The following is a 22,829-nucleotide window of genomic DNA, read 5'->3' as shown; positions in this document are numbered from 1 at the left end:
CCGCTGCCGTGAGGACCGGGAGACCCTGAGCGAGTGCCGGACCGTGATCTCGCGCATGAGGTGCCGCCCTTCCGGTGGGGTCGGCCGCAGACAATCGCAATACATCGGATGAGTCAAGAACTTCAGACATGATTGTCTGCCTGTGTGTGACCTTCAGGAGGGCCCGCTGTCTACGCGAAATCCAGTAACTCGCCCTCGCGTCACGGTCGTTGACAGGTTCGCGCGGTGTGCTTACGTTCCTCGATACACCCGATGTATCAACGACCGTCAGCTACTGGAGGACGATGATGACCTCGCAGCCGGGGGAGCGCTCGCAGGTGCCCCGCAGAGTCGTACTCGGCACCGCGCTCGGGGGAGCCGCCGCTGCGGCCCTGCCCGGAGGGACCGCCCACGCCGACGAGGCCGGCCGGGCGGTGCGGTCCGAGGGCTCGGCCGCGGTGGCCGGGGTCGGCAGGAAGCCCTGGAAGCTCCGCGACACGATGAGCGGCGACGGCGCCTGGGAGGGATTCCTGCGCCGCCAGGATCTGCTGTGGAGCAGACTGCCCACCCTCTGGTACGAGGGCCCGTTCCTCGGTGACGGGCTGCTCGGCAGCATGGTCTACCAGGAACCCGGCACCAACCAGGTCCGCTTCACCGTCCAGCACGGCCGCGTCCAGGACCACCGGCCCGAGTTCGGCAGCGGCTGGGGCACATGCCGCCTGCCCGTCGGCCACCTCACGCTCGAACCGGTCGGCACCATCACCTCCGTCGACTGGCGGCTGAGCCTGTGGAACGCCGAACTCACCGGCACGATCACCACCACCGCGGGCACGCTCACGCTCTCCGCACTGATCCACGACGAGGTCTTCGCCGCCCGCGTCACCGCCGACGGCGACGAACGGGCCACCTGGACGTTCCACCCCGAAGACGCGGTCAGCCCCCGGCGCATCAGCGAGGCCCCGCCCGCCGGTTACACCGCCAACCCGGCCTGGACCCCCCGGACCACCGCCGACGGCACCGAGCAGGTGCTCCAGCCGCTCATCGGCGGCGGCCAGACCGCCACCGCCCACCGTCGCACCGGCCACGACCTGCTGCTCAGCGTCGGGCACAGCTCACCCTCCGACAGCGCCGCCGAAGCCGCCTCGCTGCACAACCTCCGGCGCGCCGCGTCGTACAGCGCCCTCAGGCGACGGCACACCCGGTGGTGGCACGCGTTCTACCGCAAGAGCTTCGTCTCGTTCCCCGACCAGCGCCTGCAGAGCTTCCACTGGATCCAGCTCTACAAGGTCGCCTCCGCCAGCCGCGCGGGCGGCCCCGTCATGGCCACCTCCGGACCGTGGCTGGAGCCCACCCCCTGGCCCGCGGTCTGGTGGAACCTCAACGTCCAGCTGGAGTACTGGCTCATCCACGGCTTCAACCACCCGGAACTGGACTCCCTCGCCACCACGCTCCGCCAGAACCAGGAACAGCTCATCGCCAACGTCCCGGCCGCCTACCGCGCGGACAGCTCCGGGATCGGCCGCAGCTCCGACATGTTCGCCGACCGGGAAGTGGGCCGTCCGGGCACCGGCGCCGAGACCGGCGACCTCACCTGGGCGCTGCACAACGTGTGGCTGTCCTACCGGCACAGCATGGACAAGGCGCTGCTGCGCGACACGATCTTCCCGGTGCTGCGCCGGGCCATCAACTACTACCTGCACTTCCTCACCCCGGGCAGCGACGGCAGGCTGCACCTGCCGAGCACGCTCTCGCCCGAATACCCCGTCGTGCCGCCACAGGACACCAACTACGACCTGGCCCTCATTCGCTGGGGCTGCCAGACCCTCATCGAGTCCGCCCAACTGCTCGATATCGACGACGAGTTGATCCCGCGCTGGCAGGAGGTGCTGGCCAGGCTCGCGCCCTACCCGGTCGACGACGACGGCTTCATGATCGGTGCCGACACCCCGTACGCGCAGTCCCACCGGCACTACTCGCACCTGCTGATGGTGTACCCGCTGTACCTCGTCAACTGGGACCAGCCCGGCAGCCGGGACCTGATCGCGAAGTCGGTGGCCCACTGGCACTCGCTGACCGGTGCCCACCGCGGCTACAGCTACACCGGCGCCGCCTCCATGTACGCGATGACCGGCGACGGCGACACCGCGATCACGTACCTGAGGAAGTTCTTCGACCCCACGACCCGCTACCCGTGCCGGGCCAACACGCACTACACCGAGGCCGGTCCGGTCATCGAGACGCCCCTGTCCGCCTCGCAGTCGCTGCACGACATGTTCTGCCAGAGCTGGGGCGGTGTGATCCGCGTCTTCCCGGCCGTCCCGTCCTCCTGGGCGGACGTCACCCTGCACGACTTCCGCACCCAGGGGGCCTTCCTGGTCAGCGCCGTCCGCACGGCGGGGACGACCCGGTTCATCCGGATCAGGAGCCTGGCGGGTGAGCCGCTCAGGCTCCGGCACGGTCTCACCGGGACCCTCACCGTGCTGCTGGACGACGGCACTCCGGCCCGCACCCACGACCTGGGCGACGGCACCCTCGCCGTCGAACTGCCCCGGGGCCGCGAGGTGCTCGTCCACTCCGGCCCGCGGCCCGACCTCGTCATCGCGCCCGTCGCCGTCACCGAGCCGGGGGCGGCCTGGGGTCTGCCGTAGCGGATTCGAGGGAGCGAGCCTGTCGTCGGCTTCGCTCGCCGAGCATCGGGCTGCCGCCCCTGCTGCGCCCGGGCGCGACGAACGGGTCTCTCCCGTACGGCTTCTCCGATCCGGTCACTCCCACTTGGCCGGGTTACTTGCCGACGGGGGCCGCCGGTGTCGAGTCGTCCGGGTCCGTGACCCGTGCCCGGGCCAGTAGCGCCTCGGCCACGTACAGGTCCTGGAGGGCGATGCCGGAGCTGTCGAACACGGTGATCCGGTCCGCGGCCGTGCGCCCCGGGGCTCTTCGGGCCAGGACGGAGCCGATCGCCGTCACCTGCTCGGGCTCTCCGCCGAAGTGCTGGAACTCGCCGATCCGCAGTGACTGGGACGGCAGGTCGCAGAACAGGGCGGCCCGGTCGCACAACGCGGGGGGAAGTTCCTGTTTGCCGGGGGAGTCGCAGCCCATCGCGGAGACGTGGGTTCCCGGGCCGACCCAGTCGGCCTCGAAGAGCGGGGCGCGGGCGGTCGTGACGGTCACGATGACGTCGGCCGACGCACAGCCTGTCTCGGGGTCGGTCGCTCGTGTCTCCACACCGTCGAGGTGTTCGTCCAGTCGCCTCCGGAGGGCGTCCGCCCGGGTCTTGTCGCGTCCGACGACGTTGATGCGGGTGATCGGACGGATCCGGGCGACGGCCAGGCATTCGTACAGGGCCTGATGGCCGGTGCCGAAGACGGTCAGGACCGACGACTCGGCACGTGCCAGCGCGTGCGTGGCGACGGCGTCGGCGGCGGCCGTGCGGTAGGCGTTGACCTGTGACGCCTCGACGGCGGCACCGATCCGGCCGCTCTCCTGGTCGAACAGGAGGATGGTCGTGCCGTGCCGCGGCAGTCCTCTCGCGTCGTTCGACGGGAAGTAGGTGCCGATCTTCACGCCGGCGAACCGGCCGCTCGCCCCGGACTTCAGGGTGAACTGATCGTCCGGGTCGGATCCGTGGCCGATCACGACCGGGAACAGCGCGGCCCCGGGGGTGGCCGCCGCCACGAAGGCCTCGGTCACGGCGCGGAAGGCCAGCTCGTGGTCGATCAGCGCCGACGACCGGTCTTCCGTCACGACGTACATGGGGGTCACCACCCGCCGACGCGATGCAGCACGGTGGGGCGGCCGTCGGGCCGCCCCTCGTCCAGGAGGAGCCGGCTGTACTGCCCGGCCGTGGCGCAGGCGTGATTCGGCAGCACCCGGACCCTGGTACCGATCGGCAGCGCGGGCAGGGTCTCCGCGCTCCCCTCACGCAGGGAGAGGATGCCGTGCTCCTGGTTCGCGCTCGTCATGATCAGGTCCGGGTAGGGGCGGCCCCGCGCGTCGAGCACGATGCCGTAGCCCTGGTCGGTGTCCTGTTCGGCGGTGCCGCGGTCCTGCGACATGGCTGTCCAGCCGCCGTCGGTGATCAGCCGGCCGCGTTCGGACTGGTGGCCGATGACCGTCACGACCACGGAGAGCGCGATGTCGGTGAGGGCGCAGACGCCGATCCCCGCCATGACGAGGTCGAAGAAGAGGTAGTTCCCGGCGCGGATCTCGGTGACACCTTCGGTGTCGCGGATGAAGTGCGCCGTCGGCGTCGAACCGATGCTGACCACGTCCACGCGGTGTCCGGCGGCGCGCAGCGTCTGCGCGGCCCGGACGGTGACGGCCCGTTCGTTCTCGGCCGCGGCGACCAGCTCGGCCTCGGTGCGGCAGTAGTACGACTCGCCGGCGTGGGCCAGGACGCCGCGCAGTTCCGCGCCGCGCAGCGCGTCGGCGACCCGCAGCAGTTCGGGGTCCTCGGGGCGCAGGCCGCCGCGGTGTCCGTCGCAGTCGATCTCGATGAGGGCGGGGACACGGTGGCCGAAGGCGGCGGACGCTTCTGACACGGCCTCGGCCTGCCGCACGCTGTCCAGGAGTACGACCAGGTCGACGCCTCCCGAGCGGATCTCGTGCACACGCCGGAGCTTGTCGGGCGTGATGCCGACGGCGTACACGATGTCGTCGAAGCCGTCGGCGGCGAACGCCTCGGCCTCCGCGAGCGTCGACACCGTGACGGGGCCGGTGCCGCCCGCCCAGATCTCCCGTGTGAGCGCGGGCGACTTGGCGGTCTTGACGTGCGGGCGGAGCCGTACGGCGAAGGGTTCGAGGCGTGTGTTGAGCCGCTGGATGTTGCGGGTGACCCGAGCCGCGTCCACGAGCGCGTACGGCGTCGAAGCGCCGTCGGCGGGCGTGTCCGCGAGGGTGTGAGGCGAACGGTTCATATGAGCTGTGACCTCTGAGGCGGAATGGTCGAGTTCGGCGGTACGGTCGGCAGGTCACGCAGGAACATGGCCTCCGCGGTGATCGCGGCCCGGAGATCGCTCAACAGGACGCTCTCGTCGGCCGCGTGGATGTTGCTGCCGGGCTCGGAGATCCCGAGCAGCAGGATCTCGGCGTCGGGGACTGCGGCCCGGAGCGTGCCGCAGAGCGGGATGGATCCTCCGCTTCCGACATTGACCGCGGCCCGGCCGTACGCGTCGGACAGGGTCCGGGCGAGGACCTGGTGGGCTGCGCCGTCGGTGGTGGAGACGAACGGATCGCTGACGACGAGGTGCTCGATCTCGATGTCCGCCTGCCAGGGGTTGTGGCGCAGCACGTGCGCCGCGAGCAGCTCGGCCGCGGCCTGTGCCGGGACGCCCGGCGGCACCCGGAGGTTCACCAGCGCGCGGGCCACCGGCTGCACGGCCGGCACGGCCTGGCTCAGCGCCGGGATGTCCGTCGCCATCACCGTGAGCGCGGGGCGCGCCCACAGCTGCGTCGCGACGTCCGCCGTCCCCAGGACCCGGCCGCTCTCGGGCAGGCCCGTGTGCGCCCGGAAGTCGCTCTCGGGGTAGCCGCCGGTGTGTACGGGAGAGGTGTTCGGCAGGCCGTCGACGACGGTGTCGCCGTTGTCGTCGCGGAGCCCGGCGAGCAGGCGCATCAGTGCCATGACGGCGTCCGGTGCCGCCCCGCCGAAGGTGCCCGAGTGCAGTACCCGGGAACCCGTGCGCACCGACACCCGCGAAACGACCACGCCACGCAGGGACGTGACGATGGCGGGTCGTCCGGGTCCGGGGTTGGACGCGTCGAGGATGAGCGCCGCGTCGATGTCGTCGAACTCCTCGGGGTGGGCGCGGATGTAGTCGTCGAGGCCCCGGCCGCCCTGCTCCTCGGAGCCCTCGCAGACGAAGCGGACGCCGGCCGCGCAGTGGTCGCCCAGCGCTCGCAGAGCCGCCAGGTGTGCGACGACGCTGCCCTTGCAGTCGGCCGTGCCGCGCCCGTAGAGGCGCTCGCCGACCCGGGTGACGTCGAAGGGCGGGTACCTCCAGTCGGCCGGGTCGCCCTCGGGCTGCACGTCGTAGTGGCTGTACAGCATGACGGTCGGCGCGCCGGGGCGTCCGGGCCGGTGGGCCAGTACCGTGACGGACCCGTCGGACGTCTCCTGCAGCCGGGGCTCGGGGAATCCGAGGAATTTCAGCTGTGCCGCGATGGCGTGGGCCGTGTCGGCGCAGGCGGCGAGCCGCTCGGGGGTCGCGCCGAACACGGAGGGCAGCCGGACGAGTTCGCCCAGCAGTTCCACGGCGTCCGGCAGCAGCGCGGACACGGTGTCGCGCAGTTCCTGGTCGGTCAGCGGGTGCATGCGGCCACCAGCAGGTCGAGGGCGGCCGACACGTCGTCCAGATGCACGGTCTCGTAGGGACTGTGGGTGTAGCGGGTGGGCACCGTCAGCAGGGCCGTCGGGATGCCCTGCATGGTCAGCTGGGCGCCGTCCGTGCCGAAGGACGCGAACGTGGCGTGCTGGACCGGGATACCTTCCCGGCCGGCCAGTTCGAGGAGCGCCCGGGTGAGGCCGGGGTCGTAGTGGGTGGCGGTGTCGGAGTGGACGACGACCGGGCCGTGGCCGAGGGCGATCTCGCGGGCGTCCGCCGGCATGCCGGGGAAGTCCCCGGCCGGGCCCACCTCCAGGGCGATGGCCTCCTGGAACGAACCGAGGTCGTGCCGCAGCGAGGCGGCGCCGACCGCCCCGTTCTCCTCCTGGACGGTGGCGACGAGCACGATCTCGCGGGTCGGGCTCGTCCCGGCCAGTCGCTCGGCCAGCGCGGTCATCAGGGCGAGCCCGAGGCGGTCGTCGAAGGCCTTGCCGATGAGGTGGTCGCCCATGAGGCGGGTCTCGGCCCGGTAGATGACCGGGCTGCCTATGTGCACACCCTTGTCGAGAACGGATCTGCGATCCGGCAGCGCGAGGTCGACGAAGACCTCGTCGAAGGAGGTGATGCCGCCGTCGAGGCGGCCCCCGGCAGCGCTGCGCAGATGCCCGGTCGCCCGTGCGAAGACGCCTTCGACCGGTCCGTCCGCGGTGAGGATGTGGGCGGTGCGGTTGACGGCCTCGGGCAGGATGCCGACACCCGGCCCGCGCACGCCGGGGCCCAGATGCACGAAGCCGTCCTCCGTGATGGTGCGGACGGTCAGGCTCATCTCGTCCATGTGCGCCTGGACCATCAGCCGCGGCCCGTCGCCGGGGATCCTGCCCACCACGTTCCCGATCGGTGTGGTGCTCACCTCGGCCCCCGCCTCCGCCCAGCGTGCGCGGAGGAAGGCGGCGACCGCCTGCTCGTGACCGCAGGGGCCGGGCAGCTCCGTGAGCCGCTTGATCAGTACGTGCATCGGCTCACGCATCGGCGGCCTCCGCTTCGCCCAGGTAGTCCCGCGCCGGGATGCCGAGGTGGTCGAAGCGCGATTCGACGACGTTGCGTGCGATGGGGTGGTAGGAGCCGCGGTTGGCGCGGTAGGTGCGCAGCGCGAGCGGCAGCGTCCCGGGGTTCTCGGCCAGGCCGTCGTACAGCGGCTTCAGGTACTTCATCCGGCCGACCTCGCCCAGGAGCCGGACCGCCGCGTCGACGGCCGGCCGGTACCCGGAGCGGATTCCCAGGATCAGCCAGGTGACCCGGAGCTCCAGGTTGGCGTGCCCGGTCAGTCCGTGGGCGCGGTCCAGGGCTTCGAGGAAGTCCTCGCTCTTCGGTGCGGTGAGCCGGCCCAGATAGGCCTTCCAGTGCTCGACGTTCCAGTGCTCCTGCGCGGCGCCGGGCAGGCCCTGGCCGACGGCGGCGGTCTCGGCGAGGAAGCGGGAGGTGATCTCGGGTGTCCCGGCCGGCAGCCAGTCGCCGTAGAGCCATTCCTTGTAGTCGACGGCTTCCGGGAAGAAGCCGTCGACGTAGGTGAGGAACTCCTCGGTCGTCAGGCTCTTGAACGCGAAGTCGGCGAAGAACCGCTTGAAGAACGGGTCGAAGCGGTCGCGGCCGACGGCTTCCTCCAGCGCCCGCAGGAAGAGTCCGCCCTTCTCGTGCGCGACCCAGGAGGACGTGGTGTCGGGGTCCTGGCCCGTCAGGTCCTTGCGCAGCCGGGTGAGTTCCGGGGTCTCGGCGAGATACGCGAAGTCCGCGCGCAGTTCGTCGACGGCGAGGGCGGTGTGCAGGTCGGCGACGTCGACGCCGGCGGTGGCCTCGGTGATCCTGCGCTCGGCGTACGTGGTGAAGCCCTCGTTGACCCAGAAGTGGTTCATGGAGTGGCCGGTCACCAGGTCGCCGCTCCAGTGGTGGGCGATCTCGTGGCTGAGCACGCCGACCTCGGACCTGTCGCCGGAGACCAGGGTGGGGCTGAGGAAGGTGAGGCCCGGGTTCTCCAGTCCGCCGTAGGGGTAGCTCGGCGGCATGACGATGAGGTCGAGGTCGCCCCAGGGGTAGGGCCCGTAGAGGTCCTCGGCGGCGGTGAGGAGCGATTCGACCTCGGAGAACTCCTCCGCGGCGGCGGTCAGGTCGCCGGGTTCCGCCCAGATCAGGCTGCGGGGGCCGATGCGCCGTGCGGACACGTGACCGACGACGAGGACGATCAGGTACGGCGGCCGGGGCTGGGGGGCGTCGAACGTGAACACCCGGGTTCCGTCCTCGGCCGTGCCGGCGTCGCTGAGCGACTTCGCGGACATCAGCGCGGTGTAGCCGTCCGGCACGGTGATCCTCGCCCGGAAGCCCACCTTCGCCGACATGCTGTCGTGCAGGGGGATCATGGAGCGGGCGTGGATGGTCTGGCACTGGCTGAAGAGGAAGTTGTGCGTGCCGGCCGATGTCTGCTCGGGGTTCAGCCACTGGAGAGCGGTCGATCCCTCGGTCGTCTCGTAGTCCACGCGTACCGTGTCCTCGCCCGTCGGCAGGACGAACTCCAACGGTTCACCAAGGACCGGGTCGCTCTCCCCGAGGGTGTGGGGGAGGGGTTCGCCGTTCGGCAGGGTCATGCCGAGGATGTCGAGTCGCCGGGTGTCCAGGACCACCCTGCCGCCGGTGGCCCGGTCGAAGGTGAGGGTCACCGAGCAGCGCAGTCGCTCCCGCTCGAAGTCGACGGTGGCGTCCCAGTCGATGTGCCGCGTCCGCGGCATGTCGGGGCGCAGCCAGGAATGCGGGTCGAACTCGGCTTGCATGCACTGCTCCTTGTCGCTGTCCTGCCGGCTTCCGTCTCGCTCCGGTACGGGTGCCGCGAGTCGCCGCCCGCGGGCCGGAGCCGGACGGCGGGTGAACCGGCGCCTGTGCGCGAGCCGTATGCGGCATCGTCGCTGCCGGCCTGATCGGCGGGCTGCCGTGACGTGAGCGGCCGAGGTTTCCGAGGCTCGGCCGCCACTCGAAGAGTCGATTGACTATAATCATTTCTGCTGGAATGGGTCAACCGGTGCGGGTCCCGCCCCGGAGCCGGGCCCGTCAGCCGTGGAGACCGGCCTCGCGGATGCTCCGCGCGGCCTCGACGACGGCGTCGTTCGCCTCCGGCTCCGCGATCGTGACGCGGAAGCCCTCGCGGTCGAAGGGCCTGACCAGCAGGCCGTGGGCCTCGAACACGGCCGCCGCCGCCATCGTGTGCTCGCCCAGCGGGAACCACAGGAAGTTCGCCTCGGACCGGGGAAGGGTCCACCCCTCCTCGGCGAGGGCTCGCGTCACCCTCATACGCTCGCCGACGAGGTGGTCGACGCGTTCCGCGAGTTCGTCCTCCGCCCGCAGGGAGGCGACGGCGGCTGCCTGGGCGAGGGCGGTCACACCGAAGGGGAGCGCGACCTTGCGCATGGCGGCGGCCAGTTGGGCCGGGGCGAGCGCGTAGCCGACACGCAGCCCGGCCAGTCCGTAGGCCTTGGAGAAGGTGTGGGCCACGGCCACGTTCGGGTGGCGGCGGAAGTGGTCGATGCCTCGCGGGCTGTCGGGATCGCGGTTGAACTCGACGTACGCCTCGTCGATCACGACGGTGACGTCCTCCGGCACCTCGGCCAGGAACCGGTCCAGGTCCCGGCGGGCGACGGTCGTGCCGGTCGGGTTGTTGGGGTTGCAGACCAGGATCAGGCGGGTCCGGTCGGTGACGGCGGCGAGCATCGCGTCCAGGTCGTGGCGGTGGTCCGCGGTGAGCGGCACCGGCACGGGCGTGGCGCCCGCGGCCAGCGTGAGCATGGGGTAGGCCTCGAAGGACCGCCAGGCGAAGACCACCTCGTCGCCCTCGCCGGCGGTCGCCCTGATCAGCTGGGAGACGACCTCCACCGAGCCGCTGCCCAGGACCAGGCGGTCGGGGCCCACGTCGTGCCGTGCGCACAGCTCCCGGGTGAGCTCGCGCGCGGCGGTCTCCGGATAGCGGTTGACGAGCGCGGACGTGCCGTGGAGCGCCTCGGCCACGGACGGCAGCGGCGGGTACGGGTTCTCGTTGGACGACAGCTTGAAGGGGGCCGGTCCGTCCGGGGACGGCGGAGCCGCCTTCCCCGGCCTGTAGTCCGGTATGCCGGAGAGATCGCGCAGACGGAGGGTCGACACCGGGGTTCCTCCCTGAGGACGGCTGAAGGATTGACAAGGACTCTATTGACTATAACCATTTATGTCGTTGTAGTGAATGTCGACGCCGAACGGATCGGAGGCCCCCATGGGCGCTGAGGCAGGGGAGACACATCGTGTGCGGGTCACCGCGCTGCGCTGGGAGGCCGAAGGCGTCTGTTCCCTTGAGCTGCGCCCGGTCGGCCAGAAGGAACTGCCTGCCTGGCGGGCCGGCGCCCATGTCACCTTCCGCCTGGGGAACGGGACCGAGCGGTCCTACTCGCTGTGCTCCGATCCCGCCGAAGCGGCGGTGTGGCGGGTGGCCGTACTGCGGCAGCCGGCCGGGCGCGGAGGATCCCGCTGGATCCACGAACGTCTCCGCCCCGGTGACGTCCTGACCGCCACGGTCCCGCGCAACAACTTCCCGTTCGTTCCCGGCCGGAGGCGGGCGCTGTTCATCGCGGGAGGCATCGGCATCACACCCCTGCTGCCCATGATCCGGGCGGCCCGCGTCGCGGGCCTGCCCTGGCGCCTGCTCTACCTCGGCCGCTCGCTCGACCACATGGCCTTCCGCGACGACCCGCTGCTGGACGGTCCGGTCGACATCGTGCCGGAGGACCGTGACGGGCGGGCCGATCTCGGCGCCTGGCTGGGACCGGTCACCGCATCGACGGCGGTGTACGCCTGCGGCCCCGCCGAACTGCTCGACGCCCTGGACGCGATGAGCGCCCGATGGCCCGCCGGCACGCTCCACGTGGAACGGTTCCAGCCCCGCGCACCGGACGGGCCGGTGTCCACGGACGCCTTCGAGGTCGCGTGCGAACGCTCGGGCGTCACGGTCTCCGTCGCCCCGGACACCACCATCCTCGCCGCACTGGAAGAAGCCGGTGTGCGGGTGCCCCGCTCCTGTCTCGAGGGAATCTGCGGCACCTGCGAGACGCCGGTCCTCTCGGGCGAGCCCGAACACCGTGACTCCGTGCTGAGCCCCGAGGAGCGGGCCGCGGGCGACACCGTCCTCGTCTGCGTCTCCCGCGCGCGTACACCGCGTCTCGTGCTCGACGTCTGAGCCGCCACACGTCCCCGAACGCCGACACACAACGAACGGAGCTGTCCGATGGACACCGGAACGGCCTACGGCCTGACCCTGCGCGAACCCAACCTCGACCTCGCCCAGGTCGGCCCGGGAACGCCGTACGGCGAAGTGCTGCGCTGCTACTGGCAGCCGGTCGCGCGGTCGGACGAGGCGACCACCACGCCCAGAGCCCTGCGGATCCTGGGCGAGGACCTCGTCCTGTTCCGCACCCGCCGCGGAGACGTGGGACTGCTGCATCCCCGGTGCGCCCACCGGGGAGCCTCGCTCTACTACGGCGGAGTCGAGGAGGACGGCATCCGCTGCTGCTACCACGGCTGGGTGTTCGACACGCGGGGCCACTGCCTGGAGCAGCCCTGTGAGCCCGAACTCGGCCTGCACCGCGAGCGCATCCGCCAGCCGTGGTATCCCGTCCAGGAGCGCTACGGCCTGGTGTGGGCCTACCTGGGCGAACCGGCCCGGAAGCCGCTGCTGCCCCGCTACGACACCCTGGAGAACCTCGGACCCGGGGAACACCTCATCGTCGACGACACCGGCGTCGGGGGAGGGGGACCCGCGCTGCTCGACTTCAACTGGCTCCAGCACTGGGAGAACGTGCTGGACCCGTTCCACGTGCCGATCCTGCACGCCCGCTTCAGCGGCTTCCAGTTCACACCCGAGATGGCCCTGATGCCCGAGGTCGCCTTCGAGTACACCGACCGCGGGGTGCGCTCGGTGCAGCTGCGCGAGCTGAGCGACGGCCGACGGCTGCGCCGGGTCACGGAAGTCATGTTCCCGAACCTGCGGGTGGTGGCCAGCCCCCGGCTGTCGGCCGGCCAGACCAACATCATCGGCTGGGTCGTGCCCCTGGACGACACCCACTTCAAGATCTTCACCCTGGCCCGCGACACGGACCCGGACTTCCTGCGCAAGCTGCGCTCCACGCACGACGGCCGACCGTGGGCCGAACTCGACGAGGCCGAACACCAGTCGATGCCCGGCGACTACGAGGCGCAGCGCAGCCAGGGCCCCGTCTCCCTGCACCACGAGGACCATCTGACGATCACGGACCAGGGCGTGGCCATGCTCCGCCGGATGATGGCCCGGCAGATCCGCGCCGTCGCCCAGGGGGAGAGCCCCGCGGGAGCCGTCTTCGACGAGGCCCGCGCGGTGATCCGGGTCGAGGGCGGAAACTACTTCGAGGGCGAGTCGGACACGGCTCCGGTGCCGGGCCCGTGAGCGGGTACACGGCGCGACTCCCGCCGGGGGAGAAGCCGTTGCTGATGCTCGGCGTCAGTGGCGTGATCGCGCTGGAGGATCCGGTGGTGCCGGTCAGGACCGTACGGCTGACGGCCTGGGGGAGATGGGCGCGTGAGGTGGCGGTGCCCGAGGTCGCGCCGGACCGGCTGGCCGCGCTGGCCGAGCTGTTCCAGGTCGTGTGGGTGTCGGAGTGGGGCCATGTGGCGCACGAGGCGTTCCGCGAGGTGCTGCGGCTGCCGCGGACGCCGTGGCCCTTCCTGCCCGCGCAGTTCGACAAACTCCCCGTGATCCGCGTCTACGCGGGCGGGCGGCCGTGGGCCTGGGTCGACGAGCCCGTCACGGACCTGGCGGGCGCCACTCCGTCCCCCGCCCCCGGAGTGGTCGTACGGGTCGACCCGGGAGCGGGGATCAGCGAGGTCGATCCGTCCGGACTGGTCCGCGAGGTCCTGGGACCTCCAGGGGTCAGCGGCCGAGGGTCCGGTGCCGCAGGACGGCGTTCCTGACGTCGTCCTGATCGCCGGAACGGATCGCCTCGACGATGGCCCGGTGCATGTCGAGGCGGTCCTCCGACTCGGCCTTGAAACCGGGCACCTCCATGGAGGCGGCCTCGACGGCGGACAGTTCGCTCTCGATGTAGTCCACCAGGTTCAGGTAGAAGGCCCGGAGCACCGGGTTCGGGGAGATCTCGGCGATACGCCGGTGCAGCCGCCAGTTGGCGTGCAGACCTTCCGCCGGCAGGTGCCAGACGGCGGTCACCTCGGTCATGAGGGCGTCCAGGTCCCTGAGGTCGTCCTCGCTCCGGTACCGGGCCGCGTCACTGATCACGGCCTCGTCCAGCGCGTCGAGCACGGCGACGACCTCGTTGACGGTGGCCCCGTGCTCGCGCAGCTGCATCACGCTGTGCGCCAGCCGCAGGAGAGGGGAGCGTTCGGTGACGAACAGACCGCCACCCGGGCCGGGCCGCGCCTCGATGACGCCCTTGCCGCGCAGCACGCGCAGGGCCTCGCCCAGGGTCGCGGGGGCGATGCCGAACTGCTCGCAGAGGTCCTGCTTGGTGCCGAAGCGGTAGCCGGCCGGCAGTTTCCGCTCGGTGATGATCCGCTCGACCTGCTCGACGACCGAGTCGACGACGGAGCCCGTGCTGCGCGCACGGTCGAAGGTCACCGAGCCGCCTTGCCGCGTCGGTCGGACTGCCTTCTCTGGCGCTGCCATGTCACTCCTCACCCCTGCCCGGGGCCGCCTCGGCATCGGGCTTGTCCGTCCGATCCTACGGAGCGCGAGGGCCTTGACGTGAATCGACGTTTCGATAATATCAACTATAACGAATCTATTCGTTTGAATGTGAGGACGTTCCGTTGAACCCTTCCAACCCGCCGACCGGCGGCGACCTGCTGGCCGAATCCCTCGCGGCCCAAGGGGTGTCGAGGGTCTTCGGCATCCCGGGCGTACAACTCGACCCGGCGGCCGACGCCCTCTACCGGCGAGCCGACCGGATCGCCTTCACCTGCGCCCGCAACGAGCAGGCCACGACGTACATGGCCGACGGCTACGCCCGCAGCACCGGTGACGTCGGCGTGGCCATGGTCGTACCGGGCCCGGGTGTCCTCAACGCGCTGTCCGGGCTGGCCACGGCCTACTCCGCCAACTCGCCCGTCCTCCTCCTGGCGGGCCAGATCGACTCCCAGGCCATCGGCAAGGGCCTCGGGGCCCTGCACGAGATACCCGACCAGACGGGCATCCTGGAACGCCTCACCAAGTGGACGGGCACGGCCCGCTCGGCCGAGCAGATCCCCGCACTGGTCCAGGAGGCGTTCCGCCAGCTGCGCGGCGGGCGGCCGAGGCCCGTCGCCCTGGAGGTGCCGCCCGACGTCCTGGCGGCATCGGCCCGGGCCGCGATCCCGGAACGCGTCGAGGGCGCCCTCGTGCAGCCCGACCCGCGTCTCCTGGCGCGGGCCGCCGAACTGCTGCGCAAGGCCCGCAGGCCCTTGATCTACGTGGGCGGCGGCGCGATCGCCTCCGGAGCGTCCGAGGCCCTGGTCGCCCTGGCCGAAGCGCTCGAAGCGCCGGTCCTCGTCAGTGAGAACGGCCGCGGCGCGATCGACGCCCGCCACCGCCTCGCCTTCGACGCCCTCGCCCTGCGCGCCTTCCGCCCCGAGGCCGACGTCGTCCTGGCGGTCGGAACCCGCTTCGTGTCCACCTTCGGCACACAGATCGACACCGCCGGCGCCACGGTGATCCTCCTCAACGCGGAGGAGGACGATCTGCACGGACCGCGCCAGGCCGAGGTGCGGCTGCACGCGGACGCCCGTCTCGGCCTGCTCGGCCTCGCCGACGAGGTCGGCACCACCCCGCGCACGAAGCGCGACAGCGAGTTCACCGCGGTGCGGGAGTGGCTCGACGGGCAGTTCGCCGACATCGCGCCCCAGCGCGAGTACCTCGCGGCCATCAGGCAGGCGCTTCCCGACGACGGTGTCCTCGTCAGCGAGTTCACCCAGGTCGGATACGCGGCGAGCGCCTGCTTCCCGGCCTACGGGCCGCGCACGTACATCGGCCCCGGATACCAGGGCACCCTCGGCTACGGCTTCGCCACCGCGCTCGGCGCCAAGACCGCCGACCCCGACCGCGCGGTCGTGTCCATCAACGGAGACGGCGGCTTCGCCTGGACGCTCCAGGAACTGTCCACCGCCCGCAAGTACGGGATCGGTCTGGTCACCGTCGTCTTCCACGACGGCTTCTACGGCAATGTCCGCCGCATCCAGAAGAACCGTTACGGCGCCCGGTACTTCGCGACCGACCTGGCCAACCCCGACTACCCGCAGCTCGCGGCGGCCTTCGGCATCGGCTCCGCAAGGGCCCGCACCCCCAAGGAACTCCAGGGCGTGCTGGCCGAGGCGGTGGCCGCCGACGAACCCGTCCTCATCGACGTGCCGGTCGGGGAGTTCCCCTCCCCCTGGCACCTCATCCACGAAGGGATCCCGCGGCCCGCCCCGCTCGCTCCCGACGCCCACCTGGTGACGGAGGAATCCTGATGCGCCAACCCGTACCGCACTACATCGACGGGGCCTGGACCCGGCCAGGACCCGACCCCGCCGTGATCGACGTGATCGATCCCGCCACCCTCGACACCGTCGCCGGCACCCTCGCCGGTACGGCCGCCGACGTGGACCGGGCCGTGCTCGCCGCCCGCCGGGCGTTCCCCGTGTGGTCGGAGGTGCCGATGGGGGAGCGCGTCGACGCCGTGAAGGCACTCGCCACGGCGCTCGACACCCACCGCGACCGCCTCGCCGAGACACTCTCCCGCGAGATGGGGGCACCCCTGTCGTTCGCCCGGCAGGCCCAGGTGGGTGTGGCCGTCGCCGATCTGCACGCGCTGATCGGCGCGGCGGAGAACCTGTCCGGGCCGACACCGGTCTCCCAGTCGCTGGTCGTCACCGAGCCCGTCGGCGTCGTCGCCGCCATCACGCCCTGGAACTTCCCGCTGCACCAGATCGTGCTCAAGGCCGGTGCCGCGCTGCTGGCCGGCTGCACCGTGGTGCTCAAGCCCAGCGAGGTGGCTCCCCTCAACGCGGCACTGCTCGCCGAATTCGTCGACGAACTCGGGCTGCCCGACGGCGTGTTCAACGTCGTCTTCGGCGACGGCGCCCAGGTCGGGGAGGCGCTCTGCGCTCACCCGGACGTCGACATGGTCACCTTCACCGGATCGCGCGCGGTCGGCGAGCGCGTCGCGCGGATCGCGGCCGGCACCATCAAGAAGGTCGCCCTCGAACTCGGCGGCAAGTCCGCGGCCGTCGTCCTGGAGGACGCGGACATCACGAGCGCCGCCGCCCAGGTGGCCCGCTCGTGCTTCGCGAACAGCGGCCAGACCTGTGCGGCGCTGACCCGGCTGCTGGTTCCGCGCGATCTGCTGCCGGCCTGGCGGACGGCCGCGGTGGCGGCGACCGCCGACTGGCAGCCCGGCGAGCCGCGGCTGGAGACCACCTCGATGGGGCCGCTCGCCTCACTCGTCCAACGGGAACGGGTGCGGCGGCACATCGACCGGGCCGTCGCCGAAGGAGCCCACCTGCTCGCGGGCGGCAGCGGCTCCCCGGCCGGGCTGTCCGGCGGCGCGTACATCGCACCGACCGTCCTCGGAGACGTCGAACCCGGCATGAGCGTCTTCCGCGAGGAGGTCTTCGGCCCGGTCCTCACGCTCACCGGCTACGACCACGAGGACCACGCCGTGGAACTCGCCAACGACAGCGTCTACGGCCTCTCCGGCGGCGTCTGGTCGGCTGACCCGCTGCGCGCCCTGGGCGTCGCCCGGCGCCTGCGCACCGGGACCGTGGGCATCAACGGCGCGGGGCTGGACGTAGGAGCGCCCTTCGGCGGCTACAAGCAGTCCGGTGTCGGGCGTGAGTGCGGGGCGGCGGGGCTGGAGGAGTTCCTGGAGACCAAGACCGTGATGGGCGCCCGCGACCTTCTCGACTGACCGGCGCCCGCGTCTCGCTCGGATCGAGATCTGTTCGCAACACACATAGAACGCGTAAATGAATATATTGATTACATTCGCTGCGAAGAGCTAGATACGCGGCACACCTCGCGAAATGGATGCAGGGGGTGGAGCGCTCCGGCGCCCGGACTGCGTCTCGCAAGCAAAGGACACACACATGCGGCACAGAGGTTTCACCACCATGGCGTGCGCAGGTCTGCTGCTCACCGCCTGCACATCACAGGCGGCCTCCGGCGGGAGCGCCACCGGATACGTCACCGACGGCACCGCCACCATCGCGGTCGACGCCGACCCGGGAGCGCTCAACCCGCTGACCAACACCACGACCGCGGGCACCGCGATCAGTTCACTCGCCTACGACCACCTCGTCTCCCGCACCCTCGGGGACAAGAGCTTCCGAGGCGAGCTGGCCAGCGCCTGGACAGTCACCCCCACCCGCGCCACCTTCACCCTCCGCAAGGACGCCACCTGCAGCGACGGATCGGCCATCACGCCCACCGTGGTCGCCAGGACCTTCGACTGGGTCCTGAACACCAAGAACGCCAGCCCGTGGCTCGGCGCCTACATACCGGAAGGCTCCAAGGTCACCGCCGACGACGCGGCCGGCACCCTCACGGTCACCGCGCCCGCCTCCGGCAGCTTCCTGCTGGAGAACCTCAGCTACATGCCGATCCTGTGCGGCGCGGGAGCCGACGACCCGGCGAAACTCACCGAGAAGACCTCCGGATCCGGCATGTACCAGCTGGCCTCGGCCGACCCCGGACAGACCTACACCTTCACCCTGCGCAAGGACTACACGTGGGGTGCCGACGGCGCCAGTGCGAAGGACAAGGGCGTACCGGCCAAGGTCGTCGTGAAGGTCGTCCCGAACGAAGCCACCCGCGCCAACCTGCTGACGGCCGGCACGGTCAACCTGGCCACCGTGGGCGGCGCCGACCGCGACCGGCTGGACCGGGGGAACTTCACCAAGGCCGACGTCAAGGCGGACCCGGCCCTGCTGTTCTACAACCAGGCCGCAGGCCGGGCCACGGCCGACAGCACCGTACGCACCGCACTGGCCCAGGCCCTCGACCTCCGCGCCCTCGGATCAGTCGCCACCGGCGGGCGCGGCACCGCCCTCAAGACCATCGTCACCGGCGAGCCCGCCGTCTGCTCCTACGACGCCGTCACCGGAAACCTGCCCACCGGAGGCCTCAAGGCCGCCGCCGCGGCCCTCGACGCGGCCGGCTGGAAGACCGGCGGAGGCGCGATCCGCACCAAGAACGGCAAGCAGCTCGGCATCAACGTGCTGTACCCCAGCAACCGCGGCTCCGACCTGGTCTCGGCCGTGGAACTGCTCCAGACCCAGTGGTCCAAGCTCGGGGTCAAGGTCAGGCTCACGGGCTCCGACAGCTACGCCACCACGCTCTTCACCGGTGGCGACTGGGACGTGGTCTGGGCGCCGTTCAGCACCGAGGACCCCAGCGTGTGGAAGATCCTCGTGGCCGGCCAGGCACCCCCCAAGGGCCGCAACTTCGCGAGCGTCGACAACACCACCTACCAGGCCGAGACCGCCGAGGCGGAGAAGATCGCCGGCTCCTCCTCGTGCCCCCTGTGGAAGAACGCCGAGGCCGCGCTCGTCAAGGACGCCGACCTCACCCCCATCGAGGCCAACTCGAAGACGATCTACGGCTCCCACGTCACGTTCGAGGTCGGCCAGCTCGGAACCGTCAAGGGCTCCAGCATCCGGCTGACGAAGTAAGCGACCAGGCACCGCCCCGTCCGGAAAGAAGGCAGCGCATGTCCGTCATGCAGCACTGGCACAGGGAGACGGACTCCCCGCAGACCGGTGCCGCGAGCAGCGAGGAGTCCAAGGACACCAGCGCCGCGCGCGAGCATCCGGCCACGGTCTGGTGGGGCTTCGCGCTCCGCCGGGCGGGGCGCACCGTCGGCTCGTTGTTCGTGATCGTGTCCGTGGCCTTCGTGGTCGTCCGGCTCTCCGCGGGCGACCCCGTCCGCCAGGCGCTCGGTCCCACGGCCCCGCCGTCGCTGGTCGCGGAACGCAGGGCCCAGCTCGGTCTCGACCACTCGCTGTGGCGGCAGTACACCGACTATCTCGCCGGACTCGTCCACGGCGATCTCGGAACCTCCGTCCTCACCGGCCAGCCCGTGGCCGACGTCGTCGCGGGCCGCCTGCCCCAGTCCCTGCTGCTGGCCGCGTGCGCCGTCGTGGTCACCCTCCTCGTGGCGATCCCCGTCGGCCTCACCACGGCTGTCCTCACCAGGGAGGGCCGCAACCGAGGCCTCGAACTCGGCTTCAACGGAGCCAGCGGACTGACCACCGCGGTCCCCGAGTTCCTCCTCGCCACCGGCCTGGTCATCGTCTTCGGACTCTGGTGGCCCGTGCTGCCCGTCGCCGGATCCGACACCACCGCGTCCTACGTCCTCCCCGTCATCGCCCTGGCAGCTCCCTCCTCCGCGCTCATCGCCAGAGTCGCCCGCGTCGAAGGCCTCAAGGTCCTGGGCCGCGACTACATGCGCACCGCCCGCTCGAAGCGGCTGCCCACCACCACCCTCTATTTGCGACACGCGCTGCCCAACATGCTGACCGCGGTGCTCACCCTGGCCGGGACCGTGGCCGCTGGCATGGTGGCCGCCACCGCACTGGTCGAGCAGGTCTTCAACTGGCCAGGACTCGGCTACGCGCTCATCCAGGCCATCACCGGCCGCGACTACAACATCGTCGGCGGCATCGCGCTCGTGTACGCCGCCCTGATCATCCTGATCAACCTCTTCGTCGACATCCTGCTCGCGCTCCTCGACCGGCGCACGACCCTCCTGGAGCGATGAACATGTCCAAGACACGGCTCGGGAAACTCGCAGCGACGCCCACCCGCTCGCTGGCCACGGTCCTGGTCCTCGCGCTCGTGGTCCTCGCCGTCGTCGGCCCCTGGTTCTGGGGAGACGCGGCACGCACCGCCGACCCCGCCCACCTCAACGAAGCACCGTCCGCCGCCCACCTGCTGGGCACCGACAACCTCGGGCGGGACGTCCTGGCCCGCGTCCTCGCCGCGACCAGGCCCTCCCTGCTCATGGCCGTCGGCGCCACACTGATCGCCGTCGTCCTCGGCGCCGTCGTCGGAGCCCTCCCCACCATCCTCGGCCGCCGCTTCCAGCGCGTCTTCGCCTCCGTCCTGACGACCTGGATGGCCTTCCCCGTCCTGCTCGTGGCCCTGTTCACCACCATCCTCCTGGGACCGGGGGCCACCACGGCCGTCCTCGCGATGGGGCTCACCATGACCCCCGTCTTCGGCCGGCTGATGCAGACCCTCACCGCTGGCATCGAGAGCAGCGACTACCTCGTCGCCGCCCGCATGCTCGGCATCTCCCGCACCCGCCAGTTCACCCGCTACGTCCTGCCGAACATCGCCGAACCGGTCCTCGTCTACATCACCCTCAACATCGGCGGAGCCCTCCTCGCCCTGTCCAGCCTCAGCTTCCTCGGACTCGGTGTGCAGGCTCCCGACTTCGACTGGGGGCGCATGCTGGGCGACGCCCTGCCCGCCGTCTACACCAGCCCCTGGACCACCATCGCCCCAGGGGCGGCCATCGTCGTCGCCGGTGTCGCGTTCGGGCTGGCCGGGGAAGTCCTCGCCGGTATCGCCCGCAACCAGGACTCTCCCGTCCACACCGCGCGAACACCGGCCCCCGCCGACGACCTCGGACCCGCCGCGCCCGTCCGGCCGGGAGACGCCGACAGCACGCTGCTGGCCGTGGAGAACCTGAGGGTCGAGTTCCCCACCGCCGACGGCTGGACCACGCCGGTGCGGGACGTGTCCCTGCGCCTGTACCCGGGCGAGATCGTCGGCGTGGTGGGGGAGTCCGGCTCGGGCAAGTCCGTCACTGCCATGGCCGTCGCCCGCCTCACGTCCTCCACGGGCAGCGTCCGCGCCCGCCGCCTCGACTTCGACGGCGTCGACCTCACCACCCTCACCGACAAGGACCTGCGCACCCGGATCGGCAGCCGTCTCGCCGTCGTCTTCCAGGACCCCGGCACCTGTCTCAACCCGGCACTGCGCATCGGCACACAGCTGACGGAAGGCCTGGTGCACGAAGGACGCACCACTCCTGAGGCGAGCCGCAGGAAGGCCGTCCACCTGCTGGAGCGCCTGCGCATCACCAGGCCCGCCGCACGGCTCGCGCAGTACCCCGACGAACTCTCCGGCGGCATGCGCCAGCGCGTCCTGATCGCCATGGCCCAGATGGCGGAGGCCGACCTGATCATCGCCGACGAGCCCACCACGGCACTCGACATGACCGTCCAGCACCATGTGCTGCGCACCCTCCACGAGCGCTGCCGACAGGACCGCAGCGCGGCCCTCGTCGTCTCCCACGACATCGGCGTCCTCACCTCGCTGTGCAGCCGCATCGTCGTCATGTACGCCGGCCGCGTCGTCGAGGAACTCTCCGTCGACACCCTCCTCAAAGGCCCGGCCCACCCCTACACGCGAGCCCTGCTCGCCTCGCTGCCCACGCTCGAAACGGACGTGGACCAGCCTTTGGACACGATCCCCGGCCACCCGCCGCACCCCGACGAACAGATCTCCGGCTGCGCCTTCGCCCCCCGGTGCCCGCGTGCCGAGGACCGCTGCCGCAGCGAACTGCCCGTCCTCGCGGCCGACTCCCAGGACGGCGCCGTGGCCTGCTGGATACCCCTGTCGACGCTGACCGTCCCGTCGGGGAGCGCATCGTGAGCGCCTTGGTGGTCGAGTCCGCGACCGTGACGTTCGGCAGGAAGGACACCGCCGTCACCGCGGTCGACGACGTGTCCCTGTCGGTGCCTTCCGGCACCGTCCTCGGGCTGGTCGGCGAGTCGGGTTCGGGCAAGTCGACCCTGGCCCGCGCCGTCGCGGGGCTCCAGCCCTTGACGAGCGGACGCATCCTGGCCGACGGAACGGACATCGGGGACCGTGCCCACCGCCGCGCCCGCGCCGTGCAGATGGTGTTCCAGGACCCCTACACGTCGCTCAACCCTCGTATGACGGTCGGCCGGAGCATCGCGGAGGTCCTGCGGGCCAACGACTCTGCGGGCACCGTCGGAGTCGACAAGCGGGTGGCGGAACTCCTGGACAGCGTCCGGCTGCCCACCGCCGCGAGCGCCAGGTACCCCGGACAACTCTCCGGCGGGATGCGTCAACGCGTGGCCGTGGCCCGAGCCCTGGCGGCCCGCCCCAGGATCCTCATCGCCGACGAGATCACCTCCGCCCTCGACGCGTCGGTGCAGTCCGCCGTCCTGAACCTGGTCCGTGACATCCACCGGGACCTCGGCCTGACGATCCTCTTCATCTCGCACAACCTCGCCGTCGTCCGGTACATCGCGGACGCCACCGCGGTCATGTACCGCGGGAAGATCGTCGAACAGGGACCGAGCCATGACGTGATCAACAGCCCGCGGCACGGCTACACCCGTCAGCTCATCGCGTCCCTGCCCACTCCGCAGGAGTTCAGCGCCCCGAGCTGACACCACGCCGCCGTCCCCATGCCGCCGTTCCCACGC

17 protein-coding genes are annotated in these 22,829 nt (G+C 71.3%); 10 read left to right on the top strand and 7 right to left on the bottom strand.

Translation table 11 applies throughout. The annotated features are described in order from the left end of the window. Positions 1-287 precede the first annotated feature (287 nt). Positions 288-2,627 carry a glycosyl hydrolase family 95 catalytic domain-containing protein gene (locus tag ACIPTO_RS16370; protein WP_401193622.1) on the top strand — a complete coding sequence of 780 codons (2,340 nt, stop codon included), beginning with the start codon at positions 288-290 and terminating at the stop codon, positions 2,625-2,627. Between the two features lie 133 nt (positions 2,628-2,760). Here the strand turns inward: ACIPTO_RS16370 and ACIPTO_RS16365 are convergent, their stop codons facing one another. The 6 genes from ACIPTO_RS16365 to hisC all read right to left on the bottom strand — a co-directional run bounded on the left by ACIPTO_RS16365 (position 2,761) and on the right by hisC (position 10,478). After that, the gene (locus ACIPTO_RS16365; RefSeq protein ID WP_401192424.1) at positions 2,761-3,729 is read right to left on the bottom strand and encodes an ornithine cyclodeaminase family protein; all 969 of its coding nucleotides are present in this window, start codon (positions 3,727-3,729) and stop codon (positions 2,761-2,763) included. A gap of 5 nt (positions 3,730-3,734) precedes the next feature. Continuing rightward, entirely contained in the window at positions 3,735-4,892 is a 1,158-nt protein-coding gene (locus tag ACIPTO_RS16360) for an alanine racemase (RefSeq protein WP_401192421.1), read from the bottom strand. After that, a complete protein-coding gene (locus tag ACIPTO_RS16355) occupies positions 4,889-6,289 on the bottom strand; it encodes a M20/M25/M40 family metallo-hydrolase (protein ID WP_401192418.1) in 1,401 nt (466 codons plus the stop codon). The genes ACIPTO_RS16360 and ACIPTO_RS16355 overlap by 4 nt, the downstream gene beginning before the upstream one ends. After that, entirely contained in the window at positions 6,277-7,326 is a 1,050-nt protein-coding gene (locus ACIPTO_RS16350; RefSeq protein ID WP_401192416.1) for a M42 family metallopeptidase, read from the bottom strand. Before ACIPTO_RS16350 ends, ACIPTO_RS16355 begins: the two co-directional genes overlap by 13 nt. Continuing rightward, positions 7,319-9,118: a M1 family metallopeptidase gene (locus ACIPTO_RS16345; protein WP_401192414.1), complete on the bottom strand. Its 1,800-nt coding sequence runs from the start codon at positions 9,116-9,118 to the stop codon at positions 7,319-7,321. Before ACIPTO_RS16345 ends, ACIPTO_RS16350 begins: the two co-directional genes overlap by 8 nt. 274 nt (positions 9,119-9,392) lie before the next feature. Continuing rightward, positions 9,393-10,478 carry a histidinol-phosphate transaminase gene (hisC, locus tag ACIPTO_RS16340; RefSeq protein WP_401192412.1) on the bottom strand — a complete coding sequence of 362 codons (1,086 nt, stop codon included), beginning with the start codon at positions 10,476-10,478 and terminating at the stop codon, positions 9,393-9,395. A gap of 106 nt (positions 10,479-10,584) precedes the next feature. On the opposite strand from hisC, the gene ACIPTO_RS16335 reads away from it, so the two are divergent. The 3 genes from ACIPTO_RS16335 to ACIPTO_RS16325 are packed head-to-tail and all read left to right on the top strand — an operon-like array spanning position 10,585 to position 13,307. Next, positions 10,585-11,541, top strand: coding sequence for a PDR/VanB family oxidoreductase (locus ACIPTO_RS16335; protein ID WP_401192410.1), 957 nt, complete (start codon positions 10,585-10,587; stop codon positions 11,539-11,541). A 48-nt stretch (positions 11,542-11,589) separates the two neighbouring features. After that, positions 11,590-12,783 (top strand): Rieske 2Fe-2S domain-containing protein, encoded by a 1,194-nt coding sequence (locus ACIPTO_RS16330; RefSeq protein WP_401192408.1) that lies wholly within the window; start codon positions 11,590-11,592, stop codon positions 12,781-12,783. Further along, entirely contained in the window at positions 12,780-13,307 is a 528-nt protein-coding gene (locus tag ACIPTO_RS16325) for a hypothetical protein (protein WP_401192405.1), read from the top strand. The genes ACIPTO_RS16330 and ACIPTO_RS16325 overlap by 4 nt, the downstream gene beginning before the upstream one ends. On the opposite strand, the gene ACIPTO_RS16320 is transcribed toward ACIPTO_RS16325, so the two are convergent. Then, positions 13,267-13,968: an FCD domain-containing protein gene (locus tag ACIPTO_RS16320; protein WP_366318257.1), complete on the bottom strand. Its 702-nt coding sequence runs from the start codon at positions 13,966-13,968 to the stop codon at positions 13,267-13,269. The two genes, ACIPTO_RS16325 and ACIPTO_RS16320, sit on opposite strands and share 41 nt — an antisense overlap. Before the next feature lie 191 nt (positions 13,969-14,159). Between ACIPTO_RS16320 and ACIPTO_RS16315 the strand changes: the two genes are divergently transcribed. From ACIPTO_RS16315 to ACIPTO_RS16290, 6 genes are all read left to right on the top strand, one after another. Beyond that, a complete protein-coding gene (locus ACIPTO_RS16315) occupies positions 14,160-15,833 on the top strand; it encodes a thiamine pyrophosphate-dependent enzyme (protein ID WP_401192402.1) in 1,674 nt (557 codons plus the stop codon). Continuing rightward, entirely contained in the window at positions 15,833-17,272 is a 1,440-nt protein-coding gene (locus ACIPTO_RS16310; RefSeq protein ID WP_401192400.1) for an aldehyde dehydrogenase family protein, read from the top strand. Before ACIPTO_RS16315 ends, ACIPTO_RS16310 begins: the two co-directional genes overlap by 1 nt. 178 nt (positions 17,273-17,450) lie before the next feature. Beyond that, positions 17,451-19,034 carry an ABC transporter substrate-binding protein gene (locus ACIPTO_RS16305; protein WP_401192397.1) on the top strand — a complete coding sequence of 528 codons (1,584 nt, stop codon included), beginning with the start codon at positions 17,451-17,453 and terminating at the stop codon, positions 19,032-19,034. 38 nt (positions 19,035-19,072) lie between these two features. Beyond that, complete coding sequence (locus tag ACIPTO_RS16300; RefSeq protein ID WP_401192394.1) at positions 19,073-20,122, top strand: ABC transporter permease; 1,050 nt, start codon at positions 19,073-19,075, stop codon at positions 20,120-20,122. 2 nt (positions 20,123-20,124) lie between these two features. Beyond that, a complete protein-coding gene (locus ACIPTO_RS16295) occupies positions 20,125-22,026 on the top strand; it encodes a dipeptide/oligopeptide/nickel ABC transporter permease/ATP-binding protein (RefSeq protein ID WP_401192392.1) in 1,902 nt (633 codons plus the stop codon). Continuing rightward, positions 22,023-22,793: an ABC transporter ATP-binding protein gene (locus tag ACIPTO_RS16290; protein WP_401192390.1), complete on the top strand. Its 771-nt coding sequence runs from the start codon at positions 22,023-22,025 to the stop codon at positions 22,791-22,793. The genes ACIPTO_RS16295 and ACIPTO_RS16290 overlap by 4 nt, the downstream gene beginning before the upstream one ends. The last annotated feature ends 36 nt before the right edge of the window (positions 22,794-22,829 follow it).

This window comes from Streptomyces sp. NPDC090083 (assembly GCF_044747445.1).
Taxonomy (GTDB): Bacteria; Actinomycetota; Actinomycetes; order Streptomycetales; family Streptomycetaceae; genus Streptomyces.
Note: the sequence above shows the minus strand (reverse complement) of the source record. Positions and strands in the feature narration are given on the sequence as shown.